Here is a 26,042-nt window from a genome sequence, read left to right as displayed (position 1 = left end):
GAATCACTTCTATGGTGCTCGGTGTTTTAAATAGCAATTAAAAAATAGGAGGCAAGACAATGACAAACTATACTACTTTCTTAGGACTTTACAAACCCGATAAAACTGAGGGGGTTGAAGTTGAAAGCATTGCTCAAAACTTTGAAGCGATTGACAGCAAAATCGGTGCTGCCCTTAGCGATGGCACGTCAACTTATGAAAACTTAAACGAAAGACTTAAAATGTATGAAAATAGGTTTGAACATGTGACAGAGCGAAACGTGATGGATTTTGGGGCTAAAGGTGACGGAGTAACAGATGATACGCAAGCATTTCATGATGCTATGGCCGACGGAGGTTATGTCGTAACAGTTCCCGCGGGTGTATTCAGAACATCGGGATTGTTTGTTCCGTCAAATACAATGCTTATCGGAGCAGGCAAGAAAAGAACGGTCATTAAATTATTAGACGAAACACCGGTCGGCCATTCTGTTCTGACCAACAGTGATTACACGAACGGTAATGAAAATATTTACGTCGGCCATCTCACGCTGGACTGGAACAAGGATACGCGCCCTGCCGGCTGGAAGATTCCGAAAGGTCCCACTTCAAGCTGTTTGCTTTTTGCGAATGTTGACTATTCTTTTGTCGAGCATGTGTTTGCGAAGAACGCCGGCCTGCACGGCTTTGATTCTACGAGTCCGAACTATAACAGACATGGAGAAAAAGATGACCCAACTTATTATCAGCCCAACGGCTGTAATTTTGTAACATTTTCACATTGTGAAGCAACAGGGTCCGGCGATGATAACTTTACTTGTCATTTTGGATACCATACTACTTTTAGCCATTGTGTTTCCTATCACCCGATGGGAAATGGAAATGGCACGTCAAATTCAAATTGCTTTGAAATCGATGACGGTTCTCAAGATGTATTTGTAGATAGCTGTGTTGCAATTGGCGGTGCCCGCGGTTTTGAAATTAAGGCGCATGACTATGCACCGGCGGCTAAACGGGTTCAACTGGCTAATTGCCGTGCTTACGAAAATGCAATCGGTTTTTGCATTAGACATATTGGCCATCATTTATCGGCTGAGCCGACATCAAAAACTGCCCATGATGTTCAATTAGTAAATTGTCAGGCAACAAATCCTAAACAAAATTCTATATATAAAGGCGTCGGAGCGAGTGCTTTGGTTGTTTCGGGCTATGATTCAGTTAATATAGTGAATTTCCAAGCTATTTGTGAAGATCGTTCATACGATTACAGCAATGACACGATCATTATGATTTATTACAAAGGGCGGTATGTCAATCTGAAGAATATTACGATCCGCGGGTTCCGCTCTGCCGCTCATGATCTTTATGTTCTTGGCGGAGAAAATGCGGTTGGAAAGTGCATGATTGATGGCGTTTTTCTAGTTGACGGCGGTACGACGGGACTTGCTTTTGGCGGAGGCGTTGATAATTGCACAGTGAGCAATGTATACGGGCATAGATTGGGAGCCGGCAGCGGAACGGTCGGGCTCTATTCTTCGGGTCCGGATCTGAATATATCAAATATTGATTTTCAAGGATATGAAACAACATTTAATGTAGGCGGTAAAAAAACACCGTATGAGTTGTTTAAACATAAAGGATCTTCTGTTATGGCATCTAAAGATTCCCACGTAACAGGAACTAATGGCTTTGTCGTCGGTTCTGTCCGGGGGCAGGCTACAGGAGGTTCTCAGTCTGGAGTAATCGGTTCATATAATACGATTAACCCAAATGCGAACTCAACTGTATGGGGCTGGGCTAGCGGCAGCACTCCGTCATCGGCAAGCAGAAAAATTGAGCTTCACGCAAAAGAAGGAACAATTAAGGCTGCGGGAGGCGTAACAGGTTCCTCGACATTCTCTGACTACGCCGAGTATTTTGAGAGCCTGAGCGGGGAGAAGATTCCGACAGGAACACTTGTCACACTTGAAGGTGATAAGATCAGACCGGCTGAAAAAGGTGATCTTATGCTTGGGGTAATTTCCGAGACTGCTGGAGTGATTCTTGGTGAGTCGAGTTTTCACTGGTCGGGACGATACGTAAAGAATGAGTTTGGCGGCTATGTCTATGAAGAACAGAAAGATGCAAACGGCCATATGGTCATGGCTCCAAAAGAAAATCCGGACTTTCGGCATGAAGAAGACTATGCTTCAAGAGAAGAGAGAGACGAGTGGAACATTGTCGGGCTTATCGGCCAGGTATATGTCAGATGCGATGAGACTGTGAAAGCAGGAGATTTTATTCACGCCCATAACGGGATTGCAACAAAATCCGATTCCCCAAACCAGCACTGGCAGGTCATGAAAGTGATCAAAGAGTTTGATGCTGATAAAGGATTTGGGGTCGCTTTCGTTTTTATTCGTTAAGTGAAATGACACGGCATGAATGATCATCTGAATAGCGGACGTCTTTTAAAGGCTCCGCTAGTTCATTTTAAAATAAAAGGCTCCGGTTCAGGCGCTGGTAAAAAGAAAAGATAAGTCAGCCTCCATATATTCACACGCTTCAATCCTTCAATTTTTATCCTCAATGATTTCCGTTTTTTTTACACAAAGTACATAATAAAAGTGCGGGTTCAAGGGTTAATCCTTTATTCATTTAAGACAAACAAATAAAATAAATATACATATTGATAAACAGGTTTGGGAGGCTTTCAGATGTCAAAGGCTTTATCATACTTAAAACCATACTATTTGATAGCGGGGATAGCTCTTGTCCTTATGCTGACTGAGCTTGCGGTAGAGCTTGTGCAGCCTCTTCTTATCGCAAAAATTATAGATGAGGGGATTTTGAAACAAGACCTTAAGACAGTCTGGGTATGGGGAGCTGTAATGGTCGGGCTTACTCTGGTGTCATTTGCGGCGGGAATGCTGAATTCCTTCTATGCGGCTCATGTCAGCCAAAGCTATGCTTACGATACGAGAAAAGGGATATTTCAAAAAATCCAGTCCTTCTCTTTTTCTGCTTTTGCGCAGTTTTCCTCCTCATCATTTATTACGAGGCTGACCAATGACGTGACACAGGTTCAAAATATGATTTTCATGAGTCTCAGGTTTATGCTTCGGGCGCCTTTAATGATTGTCGGCGGTGTTATTTTATCAGTGGTTGTCAATGTAAAGCTCGGTTTTTTTCTGCTTGTGACGATTCCGATTTTGATTCTTTTTTTACTTTGGGTATTAAAAAAAGGGGGCTCGCTGTTCCGCTCTGTGCAGAGACGGCTTGACCAAGTGAACACCATCATGCAGGAAAACCTGGCGGCTATTAAACTGATCAAGGCGCTGCTTCGCGGGAGCCACGAGATCAAACGGTTTCTGAAATCAAATACCATACTGATGCAAAAAACGGTCTCGGCCTTTCGCCTTGTTGAAGCAACGATGCCTGTTTTGATGCTGTTAATGAATATATGCATTCTGTTTATTTTGTGGCTTGGCGCCAATAGCGTAACAAAAAACGGTGCACAGGTCGGTGATGTTGTCGCGATTATTAACTACGCCACACGCATTACAGGCGCTTTGTCCGTTTTTCCGTTCTTGATTATGATTTTTTCACGAGCGAAAGCTTCCGGGGAAAGGATCGGAGAGGTGCTTGAGACAGAAGATGGCGAACGGGAGCACGGCAAAACGGATGCGCCGCTGAACGGCCGTATTGATTTTGAAGATGTGTCATTCCGCTATCCCGATATGGAAAGAGAAGCGCTTCAGCACATAACCTTTACAGCAAAACCAAAGGAAACGATTGCGCTATTAGGAGCGACAGGCTCTGGAAAATCAACGCTCTTTCAGTTAATTCCGCGGCTATACAAACCGGATTCAGGCAGGGTTTTGATTGACCGGAAGCCGATTGGCGAATTTCCGGCTGAAGGGCTTCGGAGGCAGATCGGCTACGTTCCGCAGGAAGTGCTGCTCTTCTCGGGAACGATCAGGGAAAATATCGCCTGGGGCAAAGAAAATGCTTCACTAGATGAAGTAATGGAAGCGGCCAAAAGCGCGCAAATTCATGACACGATTATGAAGCTCCCGAAAGGCTATGATACGGTGCTTGGGCAAAAGGGCGTCAATTTGTCAGGCGGTCAGAAACAAAGAATTTCCATCGCCAGAGCTTTTATCAGAAAGCCTGCCATTCTTTTATTGGATGACAGTACAAGCGCCCTTGACCTGCAAACAGAAGGAAAACTGCTTGAAGCGATCAGCGCTTATGAGTGCACAACACTGATCATCACCCAAAAAGTCAGCACGGCCATGAAAGCTGATGTCATATTGCTTCTTGAAGACGGCGAACTGATCGAAAAAGGCACGCATCACGAGCTGCTGTCACAGTCTCATTTGTATCAGCTTATTTACGAGTCTCAATTCGGAAAGGAGGGGGCTGGTCATGCTGAAAGACATTCGTAGTCCTTTCCAATATAAGAAAATACCTATTGATCAAAAAGACCGCTCCAAAAAAAGAACGAAAGCAAAGGATGCCAAAGGGACGCTAGGCAGAATGTGGTCTTACTTGGCCGAGAAAAAAGGCATGCTCACACTTGTCATGATCATGGTTGTGGTCAGTGCCGTGTTTGGCCTGCTTGGACCTATTGTGATCGGCCGCGCCATCGATCATTTTATTGTCGGCCGGACGGCAAGCGGGCTTTTTCCGGTATTGCTTGGCTTGTTAGGGATCTACGTCATCCAGTCCCTGTCTTTATGGTTTCAAAACTATTGGATGATTAATATTTCCCAAAGCACTGTATTCAGAATGCGGAGTGAGCTGTTCACCCACTTGCACGAGCTGCCGATTCCGTTCTTCGATAAACAGCGGCACGGCGAGCTGATGAGCCGGGTGACGAATGATATTGAAAATGTCAGTTCAACCTTAAACACGTCGGTCATCCAAATTTTATCAAGCGTCATCACCTTTGCAGGAACAATCTCAGTGATGCTGTACATGAACCCGCTGCTGACGCTCATTACGCTGATTATCGTACCGATTATGGCGGTCAGCATCAAATGGATCACCAACCGTACGGGAAAGCTTTTTAAAGAGCAGCAAAAAAACCTTGGCGAGCTAAATGGCTATATTGAAGAATCTATTTCAGGCGCAAAGGTCATCAAAGCGTATTCACGGGAAGAACAGGTGACCGCTGAGTTTTTAGAAAAAAACGACAGCCTGAAGGCATCTGGCTTTTGGGCGCAGACAATTTCCGGCTTTATCCCGAAGGTGATGAATACGTTGAACAACCTAAGTTTTACGATTATTGCGGCCATCGGCGGTTGGTTTGCGTTAAAGGGCTGGATTACGATTGGCTCAATCGTGGTGTTCGCAGAGTATTCAAGACAGTTTACCCGCCCTTTGAACGATCTCGCCAACCAATTTAATACGATGTTGTCTGCCATTGCAGGAGCTGAACGTGTCTTCGATGTGCTCGATGAAAAAGAAGAACGGGAGGATGAAAAGAACGCCTTGTATCAGCCGATTCAAACAGGCGCCATTGAATTCCGCCACGTCTCTTTCGGATATGAGGAAGGGAGTCAGACGCTGAAACACCTCAGCTTTACAGTGCCAGCGGGACAATCCATCGCGTTTGTCGGTCCGACAGGCGCGGGAAAAACGACTGTTACCAATCTTCTCGCCCGCTTTTATGAACCGAACGAAGGAAAAATTCTCATTGACGGCACGGATATAAAAAAGATGACAAGATCCAGCCTGCGAAAAAACATGGGGTTTGTTCTTCAAGATTCATTTCTGTTCCAGGGCACAATCAGGGAGAATATCCGCTACGGACGTCTGGACGCCTCTGACCAAGAGGTAGAGGAAGCCGCAAAAGCAGCCAATGCCCACAGCTTCATTGAACGGCTGCCGAAAGGCTATGATACGGTTCTTACCCAAAACGGAGCCGGCATCAGCCAAGGACAAAAGCAGCTCATTTCTATTGCGAGGGCCGTTTTGGCAGACCCGGTTCTCTTGATATTGGATGAAGCGACAAGCAACATTGATACAGTGACAGTAGTGAAAATACAAGAAGCGCTCGGCCGTTTAATGGAGGGCAGAACAAGCGTCATCATCGCCCACAGGCTGAACACGATTCAAAGAGCCGATCAGATTCTTGTGTTAAAGGACGGAGAAATGGCTGAAAAAGGAAGCCATGCCGAACTTCTGCAGCAAAAAGGCTTTTACAATGAGTTATACGAAAGCCAGTTTCATCAATCGTAAATAGGGAAAAAGGCCCCTGGCAATGTGCGGAGGCCTTTTTTTGCGCCAATCTATAGTACTTTTAAGTTATTTTCGGAAAATGTAACAAAATTACTTGACGTAAACAAGTTATGTATATATACTAGCTTACATAAAGTAAGTGATAATAATTTTCAAGGAGGATTTTATGAATAAATCATTCGAAGCAGGTACATTACTTTTAAGGGTTGTTACAGGTATTATCTTTTTTGTTCACGGCTTATCAAAATTTCAAGGATTAGAAGGGACTATGCAATTTTTCCAAAGCATCGGACTTCCTGCCTTTCTGGTTTACGTAATCGCAACGATTGAACTAGCCGGCGGCGTTCTGATCTTTTTCGGTTTGGCGACACGCGTCATCGGCGCTCTGTTTGCCATTACGTTAATCGGAGCCATCTTCACGGCGAAGCTTTCGGCTCCATTTATGGGCGGATCAGAATTTGATTTCATTTTATTAGTTGCTTCCATTCACTTAGCCCTTTCAGGAAGCCGTCTGCTTGCACTTGACCAGCTCCTTTTCAAAACAAAAAAGGGAGAAAATTTCTCAGCATAAGAAAGAAGGCATTCAAATGACCAGCATTCATAAAGATACAGCAATCGGTTATGTCAAACTGACGATCAAAAGCCTGGAACGATCGCTCGCCTTTTACCAAAATGTGATTGGCTTTCAGATCGTCTCACAAACGGAGCATACCGCAGAATTATCGGCTGACGGAAAACAAGTGCTGCTGGTGCTTGAAGAAAACCCGAGTGCCGTCGTCCTGCCTGAACGAACAGTCACCGGCCTTTACCATTTTGCGATTCTTCTCCCTGACAGGAAAGAACTCGGCATTGCGCTGGCCCGGCTGATCGAAAACGGCATTGCGCTCGGTCAGGGTGATCATGCCGTGAGTGAGGCCCTTTATCTGTCTGACCCGGACGGAAACGGCATTGAAATATACGCCGATCGCCCCCGCAGCACGTGGCGGCGCGATTCTGACGGCAACTATGTCATGACGACAGCGCCTGTCGATGTCGAAGGACTGCTGGAAGAGGCCGGAGCTGAGCGTAAAAGCAGGCTGCCGGAAGGAACAGTCATCGGCCATATTCATTTGCATGTCACTGATTTACAGGAAGCCAAAGCCTTTTACACCGATGTACTCGGCTTTGACATTGTCGGCAATTACGCAGGCATGTCCGCCCTGTTTATCTCGGCAGGAGGCTATCACCATCATATCGGCCTGAATATTTGGGCCGGAAAAAACGCACCGCCGAAACCGGCGAACGCCAGCGGACTGGACTATTACACCATCGTGCTGCCGAATCAAAAGGAGCTGTCACGGGTGACGCTTGCTTTGACTGATGCCGGATATCCGGTTGAAGAAAAACAAGAAGGCATATTCGTCAAAGATCCGGTTTCCGGGGCGCATATCGCCTTTACACTATAAACGAAAACACCTTGCTGCTTACATGCGCAAGGTGTTTTGTTTTTCTGGAAATTTTCTTAAAAAGGAACCGGAAAGGGGATAATCTGAGATGAAAATGCATGCCCTAAGGAGGATTATCATTGAAGTGGAACCAGCTTATTTCAGGTAAAATCGCGTTGAACCAGAAGGAGAAAAAAACGTATCCCCTTTCAAGAAAATACGATATTTGTCACCCGCCCCGGCGTTATTCACCAAATCAAAAGCGAAACGGGCTTAAGCCTTTTTTATGTCGCCTTTGATTAAGCGGCCCGCCCCGGTCAGGTATTTGTAAAGAAATTCTAACAAATATGGCCTGCTCGCTTATTTTGACACTGCTGCAAACCGCGGCTCCCCTGCCGCATCAAGAGTCGATCGAAACATCTTCTGCTCTGCTCACGCAAGTCAAACTTCATATTAAAGACAATTTTTGCCGCCGCTGCTGCTGGCCGGCGTCTCAAGCCACTTTCATATCTCGGGACCCATCTGTCCAGGCTGTTTGTATCAGAAACAGGCGTCAGTTATTCCGAATTTGTCCGGCATGAACGGGTGAAACAAGCGGCTTCCCTGCTTAAATCAACCGACTTATCCATTAAACAAATTGCAGAAGAGGTCGGTTTGACGATCCACTATTTTATGAGAGTATTCAAGGCGAAAATGGGCAGCTCTCCCGGACAGTTTCGCTCTTTATATAAAAAGGCAAACGTCAAAGTCTAGCAAAAAGAGCAGCATTAATATTTACAATTGTGTGAAAAGGGCGCAAAAAGAATTGTTATTCCTGATTCTTCCTGCTATGATGGGCGAAAAAAAGGGAGAACCCAAAAATATGAATTCAAATGCAGTCGGGACAGAGCAGCGCATGAATAACAAACCGGCCAGGGTGACCGTCAAAGACTTTATCATTCTTGCCAAGCCGGGAATTATCATATCGAATTCACTCGCCGCATTTAGCGGATTTTGGATGGCGTGGTTACATTCAGAAAAAACAGGCGAAGGGCACAATATTGTCGCTACCATGGCCATTGCGATGATCGGGACGGCGTTTGTCATGGCGTCAAGCACCGTCTTTAACAACTGCTTTGACCGAAACATGGATGCCAAAATGGCGCGCACACGAAATCGCGCATCTGTTACCGGAAAAATTCCGCCGGCGGCGATCATTACATTCGGAACCTGTCTGGGCGCCGCCGGATTAAGCATGCTCGCTTCACTCAACATACTGACCGCCATTCTCGGGCTGAGCGCTTTTTTGTTATACGCAGTCGTCTATACACTTTGGTTTAAGAGACACTCGGTATGGAGCACATTCATCGGCAGCTTCCCCGGTGCAGCACCGCCCTTGATCGGGTATTGCGCGCTGACGGGGGATATCGACATGCCGGCGGTGATCTTGTATGCCATCATGTTTTTGTGGCAGCCGCCGCATTTTTGGGCGATCGGGATCAGACGGAAGGAAGAATACCGGGCCGCCGGCATACCGCTTTTGCCGGTGATAAAAGGCAATCACATGACAAAAATAAAAATGATGCGCTATATTCTGATTCTGGCCGCCGTTACGCTCCTGGTGCCTTTTTATATGCATGTCAGCCCGTTTTACGCTGTTTCTGCTTTGATACTCGGGGCCATCTGGGTGTATAAGGGGATCCGCGGCTTTACATCAGCCGATGATATTCAATGGGCGAAGGGGATGTTTATCTATTCGATCGTCTATTTCAGTTTATTGTTTATCATCATGATGGCTGATTCGTTGGTCACGGCATTTTTCATTCCGTAAAAAAAGCGGCTCATTTTTAAAGAGCCGCCTGTTTCGTTTATGCTTCTTTGATGAGAGCCAAAATGTGCTCAAGCCAGATTATATAATTCCGTTCGCGTTCAAGTGCTTTCGTCAGTACGAGATAATGGCCGAAATCTGGTGAAGTAAATGACTCGGCCTCCTTAGAGGATGCCATCAGCTCATCATAACTGTTTTCCAGATCAGCCAGTTTCAGCTTTCGCTTTTGCAGCTGGTCCGCGAATAAATCATCCGCTTCTTCTTTCGTTAAAGCCGATATGAAATAAGCCTTCAGCATAAATTCATCCTTGACCGTTTCCGGAATCGGCTCCTTTTTCGTCATCCAGGCAGCAAGTTCACGCTCTCCGCTTTCGGTCAGCGTGTACATTTTTTTCTCCATCTTCGTCCCTTGAATCGCCGTCCGAAACGTAATAAATCCTTCATCCGTCAGCTTTTTTAATTCAGGGTAAATCTGGCTGTGCTTCGCGCTCCAAAACTGGCCCAGCTCTTCTTTAAAATAACTCGTTATATCATATCCGCTCAATTCGCCTTTTCGCAAAAGCCCTAAAATCGCGTATTTTAAAATTCTCATGATGTCCTCCAAGCCAACTCATTTGACAGTTAGTATACCATAGGAAGTTCGGAAACGCAGAAGACTCAGGAAAAGCGGTAGTGAGCAGCAGGTTAAGATACAGGGGATCTTCAAGACCGTGTGCTTACCTCTTTTATATGTCATAATGATATAATCATTGTAAAATTATAAAAATACTGGGAGGGGCTTATGAACACGGTGATTGTTTATGCAAATCCGGATCAGAACAGTTTCAATGCCGCTATTCTGAAATACGTCGCAATGGCATTAAAGGACAGCGGCCAAAAGTATACGGTCATTGATTTATATGCCGATCAATTTGATCCCGTCCTGCGGTACGGCGGAGAGAAAAGGCGGTCTGACATGAGCCGGGACGCTGAAACAAAGGAATACCGGAAGCTGATGAAAGAGGCGGACCATCTCATCCTGATTTACCCGCTGTGGTGGGGAGGCGTGCCGGCGATTTTAAAAGGCTTTTTTGACAGGGTGCTTGTCGCCGGAGAAGCCTACACATTTGAAAACGGCCGTGTAAAAGGATTGCTCCCCGCACAGACAGCCCAGATCTTTTATACGGCGGATTCACCGAACTGGTACTTAAAGTGGTTCCGGAAAAACGCGGACTGGATTACGTTAAAAAAAGGCATTTTGCAATTTTGCGGCATTCAAAAAGCGGAGCGCAACCTCTTCTCAGTCGTAAAAGACAGCACACCCGAGCTTCGGGAAAAATGGCTGCGCCAAGCATACGCCAAAGTCCGCCGCGCTTGTGAAAAAGGAGCCGCAGCATGCAAATAAAAGAAATCTTCGTCATTCGCTGTCTGTCTTGTTTAAGTGTCGTCCTGCTCCATGTCGTTACAATGGTGCTGATGATTCAAGCGGAAGCCGTTTCAGAAATCGCTCACACCGCAGATTCGTTCCGGACGCTTTTGATGTTCAGCACGCCCGCGTTTATCTTTATCTCGGAATTTCTGCTTGCCCGCTCTTATCCGGAAGGCGTGCCGGCGGGGTTTTTAAAGCAAAGGGGAAAGGTCATTTTTGTGCCGTTTCTGTTTATCGCCGCGCTTGATGCCATCATGATGAAAGGATTGGCGGAGGATGATAACGGTTTTATCCCTATTGTCGGAAAATTCTTAGAAAACGTATTTCTCGGCCAATTTATCGGTTACTTCATACTTGTGATTTTTCAGTTTTATATTCTTCACATGCTGCTGCACGGCTGGCTGAAAAAGACGTCTCCTGCATGGGTTCTGTCGGTTTCTTTTATAATCAATGCAGTGTATCTGACCTATTTCTCAATCATCAATCCTCCGTCTTCCTCCGGGCTGGATTCAATATTTCCGTTCTTCTGGGTGCCGTTTCCGGGCTGGCTTTTCTACTTTTGTCTGGCGTTTTACTGCGGCAAGGAATATAAACGCTTCTTGGCGCTGATCACTCAATACCGCTATGCCGTTTACCTTAGTGCGGTTCTCTCGGCCATATTAATCGTTGCAGTTTCATATGGCAACACAGAAGGAACCATTTCCTCAAAACGGCCGGACATTATGATTTATGCGGTCAGTATCATCTTTCTGTGCTTCCGCCTCTTTTCAAGACTGAAAAAAGTGCCAGCGATTGTGATGTTCATCAGCAACTATTCTTTTTCTATCTATCTGCTTCACACTTACTTTTTAATCCTCGGCTACCTGCTGGAGGGTTATCTTCAATCCATTTCCTTACCGGCGGCCGTCCTCCTGCTTTTTGCGATCTGCACGGGAGGCCCCATTTTAGTGTCATGGGCATTGAACAAGTTTACATACGGGTATCTGTTTGTCGGAAAAATTTATCAGCCGAAACAGACCCGGAAAAATACGGAGGCGCATCAAGGTCACACAGGCTGAAAAAGGACGGCGGGACGACCCGCCGTTCTCACTTATACAGATAGGATGGTACCCCATACATGTCCGTCATTCTTCCAGAAAAAGATGGTAAACTGATAGGTGAGAAAAAGAGAAAGGAGACAGCTATGAACAAAGCAGTCATTCACGGTGAACAGATCAGAAGTATGAGCGACCTTCACCAGGCGTTAAAACAAGAACTCAGCCTTCCTGACTACTATGGTGAGAACCTTGACGCCTTATGGGATTGTCTGACCGGATGGGTTGAGTACCCGCTCGTGTTGGAATGGAGGCAATTCGAACAAAGCAAACGGAGTACAGGGGCCGGGGCCGAAGCGGTGCTGCAGGTTTTTCGTGACGCTAAAGCGGAAGGCTGTGACATTACCATCTCGCTTTCTTAATACTCTATCAACGCTTATAGAAGGAGAAAACAATATGCAAACAGAGAATCTGAAGTTTCCGATAGGAGAATACAAGCCTGCCGAATCCATTTCGGCTGAACAGAGACAGGAGCGGATTTATGCTTTGGAGCACGCGCCTGCAAAACTTGAACAAGCGGTCAGCGCAATGTCAGACAGCCAGCTTGATACACCGTATCGTGAAGGGGGATGGACTGTCCGCCAAGTGGTTCATCATATGGCGGACAGCCACATGAACGGTTATATCCGTTTTAAATTGAGCTTAACCGAAGAAGAGCCGGCGATCCGCCCGTACGATGAAAAAGGCTGGGCTGATCTCCATGATTCCAAAACGGCAGCTTGCGGAGCTTCCATCGAGCTGTTGACGATTTTACACAAAAGATGGGCCGATCTGCTGCGTTCCATGACCGATGCCCAATTTAAACGCACATTTTTCCATCCAGCAGCGAAGGAGACGACAACACTTGAGCATGCGCTCGGTTTATATGTCTGGCATTCTGAGCATCACATCGCTCATATTACGGAGCTTTCCCGGCGGATGGACTGGCGTTAGTTTTAGATAAAGCCGATTTGCGAAAAAACGCCAGAATACAGGCTGACACAATTGTGCAAAACGAAATGACGGCGGCCGCGGCATAGAGATGATGATAGCCGCTTGCGACGCTTGCTTCAACGGCATCAGCAACCGCTTTTTTGACGGCAGGGAGGGGGATTCGGCTGACCTGTTCCTGTATGGATGAAAGCCCGCCTCCAATATCGGGCATGTGCGCTTGATCTGCCGGAAAGCCGCTTTTGTCTAAACGGTTTCTGATGTCATCTCCGATCCGATCAAAGCCGGCTGTAATGAAGCCGGCATATAGGGTCGGAGCGAGCGTCAAGCCGACCTGCCTGACCAGTGACAGCGTACCCAGCGCCGTTCCTTTAGCCGCGCCGGCAGTCTCAGATACAAGTACATTCAGCGGCGCCCCGAGTAAAAACCCGAATCCTATTCCCGCAATGACACTTGCGATGACAAACTCCCATTTTTCCGTTACCCACAAAGGAAATAAACTGAATCCGGCGCTTGCGATCAAGCCTGATAAAACGGCTGAAAAAACCGGGCCTTTTTTATCGGTCAGAGCCCCGCCCAGCCATGCGCCGATGCCTGACGCCAATGCGAGCGGCGTCATCCAATAACCGGCTTTTTCCGCAGAAACGTGCAGATATTGCTCTGCATATGACGGAATAAAAATGACCGCAGCGAGCAGTCCTCCCGACAAAAATCCGATCACAAGCGTCCATTGAAACACTTTGTTCTGAAGAAGCGAGTAAGCGAGAATCGGATCACCTCCCCGGCTTTCGACTCGCTTTTCGTACCGCAGCATAACAAAAAAGAGAAGCGCACCTGCCGCGATAAATCCGAATACCTTCACATTCTCCAAGCTTTCCAAAAGAGCAGCCCCGTCAAGATTCGTAATGCCGATCATACAGGACAAAATGGCAAGAGACAGCATCATCGCGCCGATAAAATCAAGCCTTTTTGTTTCAGGCTCTTTCGTTTCAGCAATAAACAATCCGCCGAACACAACCAATGCAGCGGCAATCGGTAAATTAATCAAAAACAGCCAATGCCACGACCCGCTCCAATCAAGTAAAAAACTGCCGATATTAGGACCGAGCACAGCCGCCATTCCATTCATCGCCCCTAAAAGCCCGAGCGCTTTTCCCTGTTTTTCTTTCGGCAGCACCGCGAGAATATGTGAACTGCCGATAATGAAAATCCCGCCCCCGCCAAGCGCTTGAATCAGCCTTGCCGCTAAAAACATCGGAAAGCTCTGGCTGAGTGCGACAAGCAAAGAGCCGAGGCCGAACAGCCCGACTTCAATCATAAAAAGTTTTTTCCGCCCGTAACGATCCGACAGCTTGCCGACAATGGGCACGCTGACGCTAAGCCCTAATGTATAAAGGGTGACTCCCCACGATCCCCATGACGGGGAGACGTCAAAAGAGCTGTTAATTGTCGTAAGCGCTGCGGAAATAATTCCATTATCCAGCGCCGCCATAAACACGCCGATTGTAAACAGGCTGATGGCCCATTTCTGGCTCTGTTGTCCTGATAAAGCCTCTGGCATATTGATCATCCTTTCTATTTAATTCACTTTGAATATATTATTCATTCTGAATGAATTAAATGTCAAACAAAAAAAGCCCGCCGGCATCGGCAGACCTTGGAATTTATTTTGGCTGGGAGGATTCAAGCGCTTTTGCCAAAATGGCAAGCCCCTGATTAACCGTTTGTTTCTCTTCAGCAGTCAGTGTTTCCAGTGAACGCTTTAATTTCAAATGTCCTTTTTGATAAAGGCTGCGAAAAATATTTTTCGCATTTTCCGTTAATTGAATGACGACTGAACGGCGGTCCTTCTCTGACGGGGCGCGTTTGATAAACCCGGACTTTTCCAAACGGTCAAGCAGCCCGGTCGTATTTGAAAGAGAAGCACCCATTTTTTCTGCGATTTCACTTACCTTCAGCGTCCCGTGATTGTTCAAAAGCATCAGCACCTTCATCTGCGGCATGCTCATATCAAGCTTCATCCATTCCGAAACATCGCCGAGCCCGGCGGATGTCATCACTTTCATATAAAGCACCCAAATATCCCGTTCCTCAGGTGAAAAGATATCGCCGCCTAAAACCGTTGTGTCATGCAGATTATATTCCATCGTCTCACTTCCTCATCACTTGCTCCTTCTTATCATATTACTGATTTTAAGCTGAGAAAGAAAGTTACAGACGAGTTTTGTTTGAATAGGAGGTGGTAGTGTATAATATGTTGGAGATTATTGGGGGAATTATAATAAAAGAGCTATTTTATGATGATTGGAGAGAACATTGCTGACTAAAAAAAATGCCTTATCGATATTAAAAGTATTATTTCCTATTGCAGTTCTGCTTTTAGTCATTTATCAATCAAAGAAGGAATTGACGGACCTTTCCTTTAAGCGAACGCTTTACATCATTAACGGCATCGAGCGGTATGATCTGTTTATTCTCGTTGTGCTCGGCCTGCTTGCGGTCAGTGCGATGTCCTTTTATGATTTTGTGCTGAAACGAACGCTGCGCCTCGACATACCGAACTGGAAAGTGTTCAGGGTTTCCTTTATCGCCAATTCCTTTAACAATGTGCTTGGGTTCGGCGGTCTGGCGGGTGTCGGATTACGGACAATGCTTTATAAGGAGCACACGAAGGATGTAAAAGGTTTGGTTGCAGGCATCGCCTGGCTCACATCATCAGCGCTCCTCGGCCTGTCCGTCTTCAGCATCCTGACCCTCGCAAGAGTGCTGCCGGTAGAAGAAATTACCGGAGAAAAGCCGTGGATGTGGATCGTCGTAGCCGGAGTGGCGCTTATTGTGCCGGCCGCCTTGATTGCCGCAATTATCAACAATAAAAAAGCGGCGGGAGAAGATGCTGAAGCAAAGCCGAAGCATCCGGTTTTTTCTTACATCGGCGCTTCGTTTGCCGAATGGCTTGCGGCCGCTGTCGTGATGTATTACTCGCTGCTTGTTATGGGTATCCAGGCTGATGTCCGCCATGTGTTCGGTGTATTTGCTATCGCCGCCATCGGTGGAATCATCAGCCTTGTGCCGGGGGGATTGGGCTCGTTTGATTTGCTGTTTCTGCTCGGCATGCAAAACATGGGCTACCCGCAGGAGGCGGTGGTGACATCCATCGTCATTTATCGTATCGTGTATTCGTTTATTCCGTTTGTGTTCGGGCTGTTCTTCGCGGCCGGTGACTTGACGGAAAATACGCTGAAGCGGCTTGAAACGAATCCGCGCATGGCTCCGGCTGTTGAAACGACAAACGTGCTGTTAGTGTTTCAGCGCGCGATTTTAATCAGAATGCTTTACGGCTCGTTATCGCTGATCGTATTCGTATCAGGGCTTGTGGTGCTTGCTTCTGTCGCATTGCCGATCGACAGGGAGACAGTCATTCCCCACATTCCGCGTCCGGCTTTGCTTGCATTTAACGGCTTGTCCTTAAGCGCGGCATTGATCCTTTTGATCCTGCCGATTGAATTGTACAAACGGACGAAACGCTCTTATTCAATGGCGGTTACTGCGCTTGTCGGCGGATTTGTTTTCAGTTTCTTAAAAGGAATGAATATCAGCGCCATCTTTATTTTGCCGGTCGTCATCGTCTTGCTTGTACTGCTGAAAAAGCAGTTTATCAGGGAGCAGGCATCCTATACGCTCGGCCAGATGGTATTTGCGGCCGCTCTGTTTATCGTCGCGCTGTTTAACTACAACATCATCGCGAGTTTTATCTGGGATAGAATGAACCGGCTGCTGCGCCATGATTACTTCGTCCATAACAATTCGCACATTACATATGCGACCATTACGGCCATTGTCATCGTGCCGCTGTTTTTCTTCATATTTACGATGGTTTATCATAAAAGATCGAAGCCGATCGGCGAAGAAGCCGATCCCGAGCGGCTGAAGTCATTTCTGGCGGAGGAAGGCGGAAATGCGCTCAGCCATCTTGGTTTCTTAGGAGATAAGCGGTTTTATTTCTCAAGCGACGGCAAAGCGCTTTTACAGTTCGGGCAAATTTCCAGAAGGCTTGTGGTACTCGGTGATCCGTCAGGACAAAAAGAATCTTTTCCGCTTGTCATCGAAGAATTTTTGAACGAGGCCCATAAGCAAGGCCTGACTGTCATGTTTTATCAGATCGAGCGGGAAGATATGGGGCTGTACCACGATTTCGGCTATAACTTCTTCAAGCTTGGAGAAGAGGCCCTTGTCGATATGGATGCCTTCACCCTGTCAGGAAAGAAAAAGGCGGGGCTGAGGGCAATTAACAACAAATATGATCGAGAAGGCTATACGTTCCATGTGGATGATCCTCCGTTTTCCTCCGAGTTTATCGCCAAGCTGAAAGACATTTCAGATGAATGGCTCGGGCGGAAAAAAGAGAAGGGCTTCTCACTCGGCTTTTTTGACCGGGACTATTTGGAACAGGCCCCGATTGCATATATGAAAGATGCTGAAGGGGAGATCATCGCATTTGCCAATCTTATGCCGATGTATCAGGAAGGCGAGATATCAGTCGACCTTATGCGCTATCGGAAACACGCCCCTGGCGGCATCATGGACGCGCTTTTTATCCGTCTGTTCCTTTGGGCGCAGGAAAGAGGCTATACCACCTTCAATATGGGCATGGCGCCCTTATCAAACGTAGGAACGGCCTTTACGTCCTTCTGGTCAGAAAGAATTGCAGCGGTGATATTTAACAATGTCCGGTACATGTACAGTTTCAGCGGGCTGAGGGCATTTAAAGAAAAATATAAACCGGAGTGGCGCGGAAAGTATTTGGCGTACCGCAAAAACAGATCACTGTCCGTCACAATGATCCTCGTCACCCGTCTCATCGGAAACAATAAAGCAAAAAGACGCCGTTAACAAGGCGTCTTTTTTGGTTTTTAATTAACTAAAAATTCTAATTTTATTTTGTTATACTGAATAAAGTGACGATCAGGAGAAAGGAAGGCTGATGTATGAAGCAAGCAACCGTATTACAATATGAAGCGTTTACCGATGTTCCTAAGATGGGAAATCCGGCGGGAGTTGTCTTAGACGGAGACGGTTATTCAGAAGAGGACATGCAGCGGATCGCCCATAAGGCCGGATACAATGAAACCTCGTTTCTCTGCAAAAGTGCGGCAGCCGATGTGAAAATCCGCTACTTTACGCCCGGGCACGAAATGAATTTATGCGGCCATGCTACCGTAGCTTCTCTCTATGCATTAATTGAAAAGGGAAGGCTTCAGGCAAATCAAAGGTACACTATCGAAACGAAAGCGGGCATTCTTCCCGTGGAAGCTTCTGAACGTGACGGGCGGGTGTATATCACGCTCGAACAGGCTTCCCCGCAATTTCTTCCGTTTACAGGGGACAAAGAAAAACTGGCGGCTTCACTCGGTATCACGGCAGCGGACTTTCATGATCAGCTTCCGATTGTCTATGGTTCAACGGGTATTTGGACGCTGATCGTTCCGTTAAAAACACTTGAAGCCTCACAAAACATGGTGCCGGACAACAAGCAATTTCCGGATATTCTGCAAGACCTTCCGAAAGCAAGCGTTCATCCGTTTTCAATTGAAACGGTTCATCCGGAGAGTGATCTGCATGGGCGCCATTTTTCTTCCCCTTTTTCCGGTACGACGGAAGACCCGGTTACGGGAACGGCATCGGGTGTCATGGGGGCATATATGAGAAAATACGGGGGTTCGGATGCCGGGACGCTGACGATCGAACAGGGCCAAGAAATTGGTAAAGACGGAAAAGTGGAAATTAATATAGGCGAAGAAAACGGAAAGATCAAAATTAAGATGACAGGAACGGCGGTTTATGCCGAATCAATCGATCTTCAGCTGCCGTAAAGGTTTACAAAAAGCCGTGCTTTCCGTTATATTATAAATGATAATCATTTTCAATTGAATAGGAAGGTGAATCGGCATGCCGAAAACCGAACAACTGCATCAAAACTCAAGTCTTAAAAACACCATCAGAAACAGAAGATCCATCCGGTCATTTAAACCGGAAACCGTATCTTCTGATGTCATATTAGATATGCTGGAAACCGCAGTCTACGCGCCAAACCACAGACTGACTGAACCGTGGCGTTTTATCTATGTGGCAAGTGAAGCGGGGAAAGTGAAGCTCGCAAACAGCTACGTCTCATTTTTCAGAAAGATAAAGGATGATTTCAACGAGGAAAAAGAACAGAACATGAGAAAAACGATCGCCGCCGTTCCGGGATTTTTGCTGGTCGTTTTAAAGGAAGATGAAAACGAATTTACAAGAAACGATGATTTCGCGGCAGTAAGCGGCATGATTCAAAACCTTCAGCTGCTCGCCCACGAAAACGGCATCGGAATGGTATGGAAAAGCGGCAGAATCCTTTATGACAAACAAGTCCATCAAGACTTCGGCCTTGCGGACAATGAACGCTTTGCCGCCGTCATCCAAACCGGCTATCCCGACGAACAGCCTAAGGCAAAAGAACGGACACCTGCAAGCCGTCTGTTCACAGAGATGTAAAAAAATCCCCGCTCTTGTAGAGGCGGGGATTTTATCATTAGCGTGTTTTGCTTTTGGCTCTGTTGTCAGCGGCTTTCATTCGCGCCTGCGCTTCGCGGTCGGCGGAATCAGCAAGCTCGCTTGAATATTCCTCATACGTGCCGTCAGTCTCGCGTTTCAGAGCGTCAGGAACTTGCGGAAGCTTTTGTTTGTTTTTATCACGGTTTTTGTGAGTATGATTTCTGCCCATATCAAATGCCCCCTAAAAAGTGATATCAAACAAATATAGTATTTGTCATATCCGGATGTTTATGCAGCTTACTTCCGCTTGGCTGCTCTTTCCGCCTTTTTGAATTCACCGGAATAAAGAACTTCCTGCATTTTTTTCAGGTTGGCTCCCTGCTGATGTTTTTCGCGCTTCTTTTCCATAAAAGAAGACCTCCTTCAAACAGAATACCCTTAGGATTGGCTTTTATTACCGTTTTTATGCAGATAAGAGCTTCTTTAAGGCGAAATCAAGCTCTGCATACGTAAATCGAAAACCGGCCGTCACCGCCTGTTCAGGAAGCGCACGCTGTCCTTTTACGATCAGCAGGCTCATGTCACCCAATGCTTTAGTCAAAAAGAATTCAGGAACGGGAATCCAGTGAGGGCGGTGCAAGATGCTTGCAATCATTTGCCCGAACTGTTTCATTTCAACGGGATTGGGTGATGTAACATTCATCGGTCCGGAGATCTCGTCATGCTCCGCCGCATAGGAGATGAGTTGGGCCGCATCCTTCACATGAATCCATGAGAGCCATTGGCGTCCTGAGCCGATCGTGCCTCCTGCAAAAAGCTTATAAGGAAGAACCATCAGCGGAAGAGCTCCTTTTTCACCGAGCATCACGCCGAATCTGGCATACACCGTCCTGATGCCGAGCGTCTCTATTTTCTGGCCTTCCCGCTCCCACATATGAGCCGTATGGCTGAGAAAGTCTTCATTAGACGTTGAAGATTGCTCAGTGAACGTTTTGTCCCTGCTCGTGCCGTAGATGCCGACCGCGCTCGCCTGAATCAGCGCCTGCGGTTTTTCCGGCCGGTGCTGAATGAGCCGTCTGACTTCCCTTGTCGCTTCAACGCGGCTCGAGATAATTTGTTCTTTCGTATTGTCCGTCCAACGGTCAAAGATGGATTTTCCGGCAAGGTTCACCCATATATCAATAGGGGGAAGCTCACGCTCAGGTGCGGCACCATCAGCCAGCCATTGAACATATGTCACATTTTTTTGTTCGGTTTCTTTCTGTTTTCTTGATAAAATAAAGACATGATGTCCCTGCCGGATAAACACATCTGTCAGATGCCGGCCGAGAAAACCGGTGCCGCCTGTCATCGCGATATTCATATCCATCTCTCCTTACACATGTATAGATATACTTTACCTCATTTCATTAAAAGAAAAACGCCTGAGCACTTGGCGGGAAAGGAGACCGGGATGCCGTTTATTACGAAAATATCGACGCAAAAGAAAAATACCGAACGCTTTAACATCTTTCTTGATGAGAAATATGCATTCAGCGTTGACGCGGATGTGCTCGTCCGCTTTGATCTGAAAAAAGGAAAAGAAGTGGACGAGCTAGACATCCTTGAAATTCAGCACGGAGATGATATAAAAAAAGCCTTTAACCGCGCCGTTGAATTTTTATCGTACAGGATGCGCTCAGAAAAAGAAGTGAGAGACCATTTAAAGAAAAAAGAAACACCGGACACGGTGATTACCGAAGTCATCCGCAAGCTGTACGATTACAGCTATTTAAATGACAAAGAGTTCGCTGCGGCTTATGCGAGCACCCACAAAAAAACAAACGGCAAAGGGCCTGACGTTCTGTTTCGCGAGCTGAAAACGAAGGGGATAGACGACGATACCATTAAGGAGACGCTCAGCGCATTCACAGTCGATGAACAGATTCAAGAAGCGCTCAAACATATTGGGAAAGTACTGAAAAAAGATAAAAAGCTGTCAACGAAAGAGATAAAACAGCGGGCGCAAATGCAGCTGCAGCGAAAGGGCTTTACCTTCGACGTCATCAATGCAGCTCTGGAGCAGACCGAATACGAAAATGACGACGAAGCCGAAATGGAAGCCTTGAAGGCGCATGCCGAAAAAGCGATTCGTAAATACCGCTACGACGGTTCTTATGAAAGCAGAATGAAGGTAAAGCAATACTTATTCAGAAAAGGATTTTCGCTTGATAACATTGAACAATTTTTGCAGGAAGAGGAGTAAGCCTACATGGAAAAACGATACAGCCATATGACGCCTCATGAATTACAAACAGAAATCGCAGGACTGACTGAACAAGCAAGAAAAGCAGAACAGATGGGCATTGTAAACGAGCTGGCGGTGCTTGAACGGAAAATCACGATGGCAAAAGCCTACATGCTGAACCCGGAAGATTTCATTCCCGGCACGGTTTATCATATAGACGGCTCGGATGACGCATTCCATATCGAATATCTAAACGGTGTTTTTGCTTGGGGATACAGAACTTCTTCGCCGGAACAAGAAGAGGCGCTGCCGATTTCCGTTTTACAAGAAAAAAGATAACATAAGGGGCCGCTCGGCCTCTTTTTCTATTCAGCACATTCGTTTCAGTTTTTAGTAAAAAAATAATTGAATTCACTTTAAATATCTTTTAAGATGGAATTCGTTGTTTTTTATCAAAAAGGAGGCGATTTGCGTTGAATATTAAAAAGAAGCAGCCATCTGTTAAATTAATCATCTTTGTGTTAATGATTTGCACCTTTTCCATCGGGTATACGGAATATGCTGTCATGGGTATTCTGACGTCGATTGCCGATGACTTTCATATACATGTATCTTCAGCGGGCATGCTTGTCACAGCCTATGCGGCAAGCGTCTGCCTGACAGGCCCGATCGTAACGATTTTTGCAGTCAAACTGCCTAGAAAACCGGTGCTCCTCGGATTGATGGGCATCTTCGTCCTTGCAAATCTGATGAGTGTTTTCGCGCCTAACTTTGCTGTGTTAGCGATTTCCAGAGTTTTATCCGCTTCAATCCACGGGGCATTTTTTGCGATTGCCATGGTATTTGCAAGCGAGATGGTGCCGCCTGAAAAACGCGCGGCCGCAGCGGCTTCCATGAACGGCGGTTTAACCGTAGCGCTGATGCTCGGCGTTCCGTTCGGCTCCTACTTAGGGGATGCGCTTAACTGGAGAGCAGTCTTTTCCATTATTACTGTTCTGGGTATCATCGGATTTATCGGCCTGATGATAACCGTTCCGAATCGAAAACCGAAAGTGATTCCGGTGCTGATGAATGAATGGAGTGTTTTTAAGCATAAGCAAGTGATCTATTCCTTTGCCATCACCATTTTGGGGTATTCCGGCGTGTTTATTGCTTACACGTTCATTGAACCGATTCTCAGAAACTCAGCCGGATTCGGCACAGTCGGCATCACGGGCGCTCTCTTTGCTTACGGCCTGGGCGGCGTGGCAGGTAATTTCTTCGCGGGAAAAGTGCCGCTCCAGCTGCTTACACGCACGATGATCGGCGTCATGATCGGCTTAATCGGCGTATTGGCGATCTTCCCGTATGTCGCCGTCTTTCCTGCCGCAGCCGTGTCAGCGACATTTTTATTCGGCGCATGCGCATTCGGCACGCCGCCGCTTTTACAGACAAAGGTCATTTCTTCATCTGAAAGCGGCACAACCATTGCCGCGGCGGTGAGCGTTTCCGCATTCAACCTTGCCAACGCTCTCGGCGCGTGGATCGGGGGATTGATTCTGAGCGGAACAGGATCTTACTCATGGCTGTTTGCAGGCGGCGCGCTGATGACGGCGCTCGGCCTCGTGCTCTCAACCTTTGCCCACTTGTCAGAGAAAAAAGACGTATATGAATACCAAGTTCATAAAGGGTGAAAAAAGCTTGCCGGTGATGTCTGTCCGGCAAGCTTTTTTTCAGCCTTATTTGTATGTTTTCAGTTTGCAGTTAATCACAGTGTTTTTATGGTGGTCTGATAAGGTAACGTTACGGGTTTCTGACATCTCATCTGTTTGAAAAGCGACGGCATATGTTCCTTTCCTGCCGCTTTTCCACTGAATATCGCCGTTTTGATCGGTTTTGCCTAATATCTCTCCGCGCTCTATATTCGGCTCTTGGTCTGACTTCGGCGCTTTCACAACGGTGACCGTTACTCCATCTGCCGGTGAACCGTCCGCGTCCTCCAAGTGGAAAGTGACAGGCAGCGCCTTTTGATCAGAGGCGGAATCATCATCCTTGCTGCAACCGAATAAAACCAGCACAAAGATGAAGAGGATTACCTTTTTATTGATTTGACCAATATTTAATGTTGTCGAATACATTATTTGTCACCCTTGTTCCCTGATTGTATGACGACCCGCCGTTCGTATGAATGGCGATTGCAGTCTGGCCTGTATCGCTGTAATTGTGATAAACGGGCGACCCGCTCTGGCAGCCGAACGTATCTGTTGTATAGGTGAGCTTATAGGTCTCAGCAGAACGAATCGGCTTGCTGTCTGACCACATCGATCCGGACACTTTGTCGCAAGGGTATCCCGTTACAGATGAGGAAAGCCCTGCGGGACTGGAGCTGTTGGTCGTCCGGTATCCGTACCAGCCGGTATTGTTTCCCGGTGAGCCGTTTACTTTAATCGCGCCGTAATCATAGTTGGTATCTCCGCTTTCTGTCCACCCTTTGACACTGTAAAACATCGTGCCGGAATATGAGCCGTAAGGATATGACGACCCGTTGCGCCCCGGAGCTGCTGTGATCGTTGAGGCCCAGCCGTTATCCTGATCATAGACGCAGTGTCCGGCCGTCACAATTGTATTGGGATTGACGAAGAATCCGGTACATCCGAAGGTGCTGGAGCTGCCGCTGTATTTGACTGTCAGCTGAACGGTGGCGCTGTAAGGAAATGATGTCGTAGGAGAAATTCTGATTCGCTCGTCGGTTCCTATAATACTGGAAGGCTTCAATGATTTCAGGCTTACTTGGCTGTTTTCTGTAAGCTGTCCTTTTGTCCGGCCGGTTCCTTCAAACGCTGGAGAAATCTGCTGTGTTTTTGACGGTCCGTTATGGTTAACTTCAAACTCCTCGCCGCTGCTGGATACAGATGTTTGCGGATTGCCTTTAGCTTCAGCTGCAGCTGTAAATAATAAGACCGACAGAAGTATAACGGAAAAGCTCAATAATGGTTTAAAAACTACCTTCATTTTATAAAACGCCCCCTTTATTTGTCTACCAACTTTCGGCTTAACATTTAACATATTATGGAATTGAGGCGGCATTATGACTTGAAGAGTGTTTTTTTATCACAAAAAGAGACCGGGATACAATCCCAGTCTCTTCACTGTCTTTCTTATCGTCTGCCGGATGCCCTCATCCGCTCTTGCGGATGCGTATTCGTCGATCCGTCCGCGCGCTTCGAAGCGAAGTCATCCTTTGCCCGCGGTTCGCCTTCAAACTTATTATTGTTTTGATTAGGAAATCCTTTTGCTTTGTTCCGGACCATTTGTTTTCCCCCTCGGCCAATATCAAAAGGTTGCGCCTTCTGAACTGAAGACGTAAAGTTAGTATATGCCTATGACATGCTGTGTAAAAGCAGCAGGTTTTCCCAAGGAAAGGAGACAGAGACATGAATACATATATCGATAAACTGACGAATTTGCTGCTTGAGAAAAATGAAATGATCAGCTATTTACAAGCGCGGACTTGGGTTGAGCTTTTATGGGGAGATTTCGAAGCGACTTATGCAAAAGCGGGACGCCCTTATCAAGGAGAGCAAATGACGGAACGCGTCGTCAAGGAATGGATTGAATCTTACGGCAGCAAGCTTCACATGTTCCAAAGCATGCGGGAAGACGTTTCTCATTATTTGGACCAAAGCAGGGGGCTCCTGCATTAATATATCGGTCCGCCGGATACATCCGGCGGGCTTTTTTTATTTTTTGCAAAAGAATTGGGAAAATCATGTTTGATCATTCGCTGAATGTGGAAACGTTTAATAACTTGTTAAATAGCGGGGAGGAACCGAAATGAACATAAAAAAAGGGTTAACCGCATTTATTCCAGCCGCCGGACTTTGCTTATTCTTAGCGGCGGGCACCGTCTTTTTTGATCCGGCAGCAAATGCAGCAGAGAGTCAGCAAACAAAAATAGACAGCGCGGCAGATACATATATCATCAAAGCAGGAGAACTCAACGTCCGCACAGAACCAAATACACAGGGGAAGATTTTAGGAACGCTCCGTTCAGAGGATGCCGTAAAGATTAAACAGTTTAAAGGCGCAGACTGGGCAAAGATTGAATACAAAGGACAGGAAGCCTATATCTCAACTCATTTTCTGATGAAGCAGCCGGCGAAGGCAGTGACTTCGAAACAAACCGCTTTTTATTCACCGACTCTCGAAAACGGAAAAACGGATTCGATTAAAGCCGGTAAAACGGTGACGCTGCTCGGCTGGGGGTTCAGTAAGGACGGCGGATTTGACCGGAAATGGGCGTACGTAACATACGGAGGAAAAGCAGGCTACGTAAAAACAGCGGATGTAAGCCAAATAAGTAAGTAGGCAGGCGCATCTGCCTGCTTTTTTTCTGAAACATTTTCCCTTTCCTTACGTAAGACTTAAAAAGGAG

Annotated in this window: 29 protein-coding genes; 20 read left to right on the top strand and 9 right to left on the bottom strand. The window is 46.6% G+C overall.

The features are described from left to right. Positions 1 to 59: 59 nt before the first annotated feature. The 8 genes from KY305_RS16690 (at position 60) to cyoE (ending at position 9,441) form a co-directional block, all read left to right on the top strand. A complete protein-coding gene (locus KY305_RS16690) occupies positions 60 to 2,384 on the top strand; it encodes a peptidase G2 autoproteolytic cleavage domain-containing protein (RefSeq protein ID WP_223063496.1) in 2,325 nt (774 codons plus the stop codon). A gap of 291 nt (positions 2,385 to 2,675) precedes the next feature. Then, positions 2,676 to 4,409 (top strand): ABC transporter ATP-binding protein, encoded by a 1,734-nt coding sequence (locus tag KY305_RS16685; RefSeq protein ID WP_223063495.1) that lies wholly within the window; start codon positions 2,676 to 2,678, stop codon positions 4,407 to 4,409. Further along, entirely contained in the window at positions 4,390 to 6,207 is a 1,818-nt protein-coding gene (locus KY305_RS16680; protein ID WP_223063494.1) for an ABC transporter ATP-binding protein, read from the top strand. The genes KY305_RS16685 and KY305_RS16680 overlap by 20 nt, the downstream gene beginning before the upstream one ends. A 166-nt stretch (positions 6,208 to 6,373) precedes the next feature. Then, positions 6,374 to 6,778: a DoxX family oxidoreductase CatD gene (catD, locus tag KY305_RS16675; RefSeq protein ID WP_223063493.1), complete on the top strand. Its 405-nt coding sequence runs from the start codon at positions 6,374 to 6,376 to the stop codon at positions 6,776 to 6,778. Between the two features lie 16 nt (positions 6,779 to 6,794). Further along, the gene (gene catE / locus KY305_RS16670) at positions 6,795 to 7,652 is read left to right on the top strand and encodes a catechol 2,3-dioxygenase (RefSeq protein WP_223063492.1); all 858 of its coding nucleotides are present in this window, start codon (positions 6,795 to 6,797) and stop codon (positions 7,650 to 7,652) included. 119 nt (positions 7,653 to 7,771) lie between these two features. Next, positions 7,772 to 7,930 carry a hypothetical protein gene (locus tag KY305_RS20135; RefSeq protein WP_262417835.1) on the top strand — a complete coding sequence of 53 codons (159 nt, stop codon included), beginning with the start codon at positions 7,772 to 7,774 and terminating at the stop codon, positions 7,928 to 7,930. Positions 7,931 to 8,030: 100 nt separating this feature from the next. Next, positions 8,031 to 8,384, top strand: a complete 354-nt coding sequence (locus tag KY305_RS20270) for a helix-turn-helix domain-containing protein (protein ID WP_316252456.1) — start codon at positions 8,031 to 8,033, stop codon at positions 8,382 to 8,384. A 109-nt stretch (positions 8,385 to 8,493) separates the two neighbouring features. Further along, complete coding sequence (cyoE, locus tag KY305_RS16660; protein ID WP_223063491.1) at positions 8,494 to 9,441, top strand: heme o synthase; 948 nt, start codon at positions 8,494 to 8,496, stop codon at positions 9,439 to 9,441. A 37-nt stretch (positions 9,442 to 9,478) separates the two neighbouring features. On the opposite strand, the gene KY305_RS16655 is transcribed toward cyoE, so the two are convergent. Next, positions 9,479 to 10,030: a PadR family transcriptional regulator gene (locus KY305_RS16655; RefSeq protein WP_223063490.1), complete on the bottom strand. Its 552-nt coding sequence runs from the start codon at positions 10,028 to 10,030 to the stop codon at positions 9,479 to 9,481. 189 nt (positions 10,031 to 10,219) lie between these two features. On the opposite strand from KY305_RS16655, the gene KY305_RS16650 reads away from it, so the two are divergent. The 4 genes from KY305_RS16650 to bstA all read left to right on the top strand — a co-directional run bounded on the left by KY305_RS16650 (position 10,220) and on the right by bstA (position 12,873). After that, a complete protein-coding gene (locus KY305_RS16650) occupies positions 10,220 to 10,822 on the top strand; it encodes an NAD(P)H-dependent oxidoreductase (RefSeq protein WP_223063489.1) in 603 nt (200 codons plus the stop codon). Beyond that, positions 10,813 to 11,904, top strand: a complete 1,092-nt coding sequence (locus KY305_RS16645; RefSeq protein WP_223063488.1) for an acyltransferase family protein — start codon at positions 10,813 to 10,815, stop codon at positions 11,902 to 11,904. The genes KY305_RS16650 and KY305_RS16645 overlap by 10 nt, the downstream gene beginning before the upstream one ends. A 125-nt stretch (positions 11,905 to 12,029) precedes the next feature. Then, complete coding sequence (locus tag KY305_RS16640; RefSeq protein WP_223063487.1) at positions 12,030 to 12,302, top strand: ribonuclease inhibitor Barstar; 273 nt, start codon at positions 12,030 to 12,032, stop codon at positions 12,300 to 12,302. A 34-nt stretch (positions 12,303 to 12,336) separates the two neighbouring features. Further along, on the top strand, positions 12,337 to 12,873 hold the full coding sequence (gene bstA / locus KY305_RS16635; protein ID WP_223063486.1) for a bacillithiol transferase BstA: 537 nt from the start codon (positions 12,337 to 12,339) through the stop codon (positions 12,871 to 12,873). Here the strand turns inward: bstA and KY305_RS16630 are convergent. Together KY305_RS16630 and KY305_RS16625 are read right to left on the bottom strand one after the other, a co-directional pair. Next, on the bottom strand, positions 12,839 to 14,431 hold the full coding sequence (locus KY305_RS16630) for an MFS transporter (RefSeq protein ID WP_223063485.1): 1,593 nt from the start codon (positions 14,429 to 14,431) through the stop codon (positions 12,839 to 12,841). The genes bstA and KY305_RS16630 overlap by 35 nt on opposite strands. Before the next feature lie 103 nt (positions 14,432 to 14,534). Further along, positions 14,535 to 15,017, bottom strand: coding sequence for a MarR family transcriptional regulator (locus KY305_RS16625; protein WP_214800376.1), 483 nt, complete (start codon positions 15,015 to 15,017; stop codon positions 14,535 to 14,537). 169 nt (positions 15,018 to 15,186) lie between these two features. Here KY305_RS16625 and mprF point away from each other — a divergent pair, with 169 nt between their 5' ends. The 3 genes from mprF to KY305_RS16610 all read left to right on the top strand — a co-directional run bounded on the left by mprF (position 15,187) and on the right by KY305_RS16610 (position 19,401). Beyond that, complete coding sequence (mprF, locus tag KY305_RS16620) at positions 15,187 to 17,760, top strand: bifunctional lysylphosphatidylglycerol flippase/synthetase MprF (RefSeq protein ID WP_223063484.1); 2,574 nt, start codon at positions 15,187 to 15,189, stop codon at positions 17,758 to 17,760. A gap of 95 nt (positions 17,761 to 17,855) precedes the next feature. Beyond that, on the top strand, positions 17,856 to 18,740 hold the full coding sequence (locus tag KY305_RS16615; RefSeq protein ID WP_223063483.1) for a PhzF family phenazine biosynthesis isomerase: 885 nt from the start codon (positions 17,856 to 17,858) through the stop codon (positions 18,738 to 18,740). Positions 18,741 to 18,816: 76 nt separating this feature from the next. Further along, the gene (locus KY305_RS16610; RefSeq protein ID WP_223063482.1) at positions 18,817 to 19,401 is read left to right on the top strand and encodes a nitroreductase family protein; all 585 of its coding nucleotides are present in this window, start codon (positions 18,817 to 18,819) and stop codon (positions 19,399 to 19,401) included. A 37-nt stretch (positions 19,402 to 19,438) separates the two neighbouring features. Here the strand turns inward: KY305_RS16610 and KY305_RS16605 are convergent, their stop codons facing one another. From KY305_RS16605 to KY305_RS16595, 3 genes are all read right to left on the bottom strand, one after another. After that, positions 19,439 to 19,630 (bottom strand): YfhD family protein, encoded by a 192-nt coding sequence (locus tag KY305_RS16605; protein WP_003155508.1) that lies wholly within the window; start codon positions 19,628 to 19,630, stop codon positions 19,439 to 19,441. Positions 19,631 to 19,698: 68 nt separating this feature from the next. Next, positions 19,699 to 19,809, bottom strand: a complete 111-nt coding sequence (locus tag KY305_RS16600; RefSeq protein ID WP_003155504.1) for a YfhE family protein — start codon at positions 19,807 to 19,809, stop codon at positions 19,699 to 19,701. 55 nt (positions 19,810 to 19,864) lie between these two features. Next, positions 19,865 to 20,764 carry a TIGR01777 family oxidoreductase gene (locus KY305_RS16595; RefSeq protein WP_223063481.1) on the bottom strand — a complete coding sequence of 300 codons (900 nt, stop codon included), beginning with the start codon at positions 20,762 to 20,764 and terminating at the stop codon, positions 19,865 to 19,867. Positions 20,765 to 20,854: 90 nt separating this feature from the next. On the opposite strand from KY305_RS16595, the gene recX reads away from it, so the two are divergent. The 3 genes from recX (at position 20,855) to KY305_RS16580 (ending at position 23,301) form a co-directional block, all read left to right on the top strand. Next, on the top strand, positions 20,855 to 21,646 hold the full coding sequence (gene recX / locus KY305_RS16590; RefSeq protein WP_223063480.1) for a recombination regulator RecX: 792 nt from the start codon (positions 20,855 to 20,857) through the stop codon (positions 21,644 to 21,646). 6 nt (positions 21,647 to 21,652) lie between these two features. Next, complete coding sequence (locus KY305_RS16585) at positions 21,653 to 21,967, top strand: YfhH family protein (RefSeq protein ID WP_223063479.1); 315 nt, start codon at positions 21,653 to 21,655, stop codon at positions 21,965 to 21,967. A gap of 140 nt (positions 21,968 to 22,107) precedes the next feature. Further along, on the top strand, positions 22,108 to 23,301 hold the full coding sequence (locus KY305_RS16580; protein WP_223063545.1) for an MFS transporter: 1,194 nt from the start codon (positions 22,108 to 22,110) through the stop codon (positions 23,299 to 23,301). Between the two features lie 45 nt (positions 23,302 to 23,346). On the opposite strand, the gene KY305_RS16575 is transcribed toward KY305_RS16580, so the two are convergent. The 3 genes from KY305_RS16575 to KY305_RS16565 all read right to left on the bottom strand — a co-directional run bounded on the left by KY305_RS16575 (position 23,347) and on the right by KY305_RS16565 (position 24,918). Next, on the bottom strand, positions 23,347 to 23,745 hold the full coding sequence (locus KY305_RS16575; protein WP_223063478.1) for a DUF2606 family protein: 399 nt from the start codon (positions 23,743 to 23,745) through the stop codon (positions 23,347 to 23,349). Continuing rightward, positions 23,708 to 24,619, bottom strand: a complete 912-nt coding sequence (locus tag KY305_RS16570; RefSeq protein WP_223063477.1) for a trypsin-like serine peptidase — start codon at positions 24,617 to 24,619, stop codon at positions 23,708 to 23,710. Before KY305_RS16570 ends, KY305_RS16575 begins: the two co-directional genes overlap by 38 nt. Positions 24,620 to 24,765: 146 nt before the next feature. Next, the gene (locus KY305_RS16565) at positions 24,766 to 24,918 is read right to left on the bottom strand and encodes a small, acid-soluble spore protein K (protein ID WP_061520358.1); all 153 of its coding nucleotides are present in this window, start codon (positions 24,916 to 24,918) and stop codon (positions 24,766 to 24,768) included. A 123-nt stretch (positions 24,919 to 25,041) separates the two neighbouring features. Between KY305_RS16565 and KY305_RS16560 the strand changes: the two genes are divergently transcribed. Both KY305_RS16560 and KY305_RS16555 read left to right on the top strand, forming a co-directional pair. Beyond that, on the top strand, positions 25,042 to 25,311 hold the full coding sequence (locus tag KY305_RS16560; RefSeq protein WP_223063476.1) for a YfhJ family protein: 270 nt from the start codon (positions 25,042 to 25,044) through the stop codon (positions 25,309 to 25,311). Between the two features lie 130 nt (positions 25,312 to 25,441). After that, a complete protein-coding gene (locus KY305_RS16555; protein ID WP_223063475.1) occupies positions 25,442 to 25,975 on the top strand; it encodes an SH3 domain-containing protein in 534 nt (177 codons plus the stop codon). Positions 25,976 to 26,042: the final 67 nt, after the last annotated feature.

It is taken from the genome of Bacillus sp. YC2, assembly GCF_019891195.1.
Lineage (GTDB): Bacteria > Bacillota > Bacilli > Bacillales > Bacillaceae > Bacillus.
The sequence above is the reverse complement of the archived record's forward strand: the minus strand, read 5'-3'. Positions and strand labels throughout refer to the sequence as shown.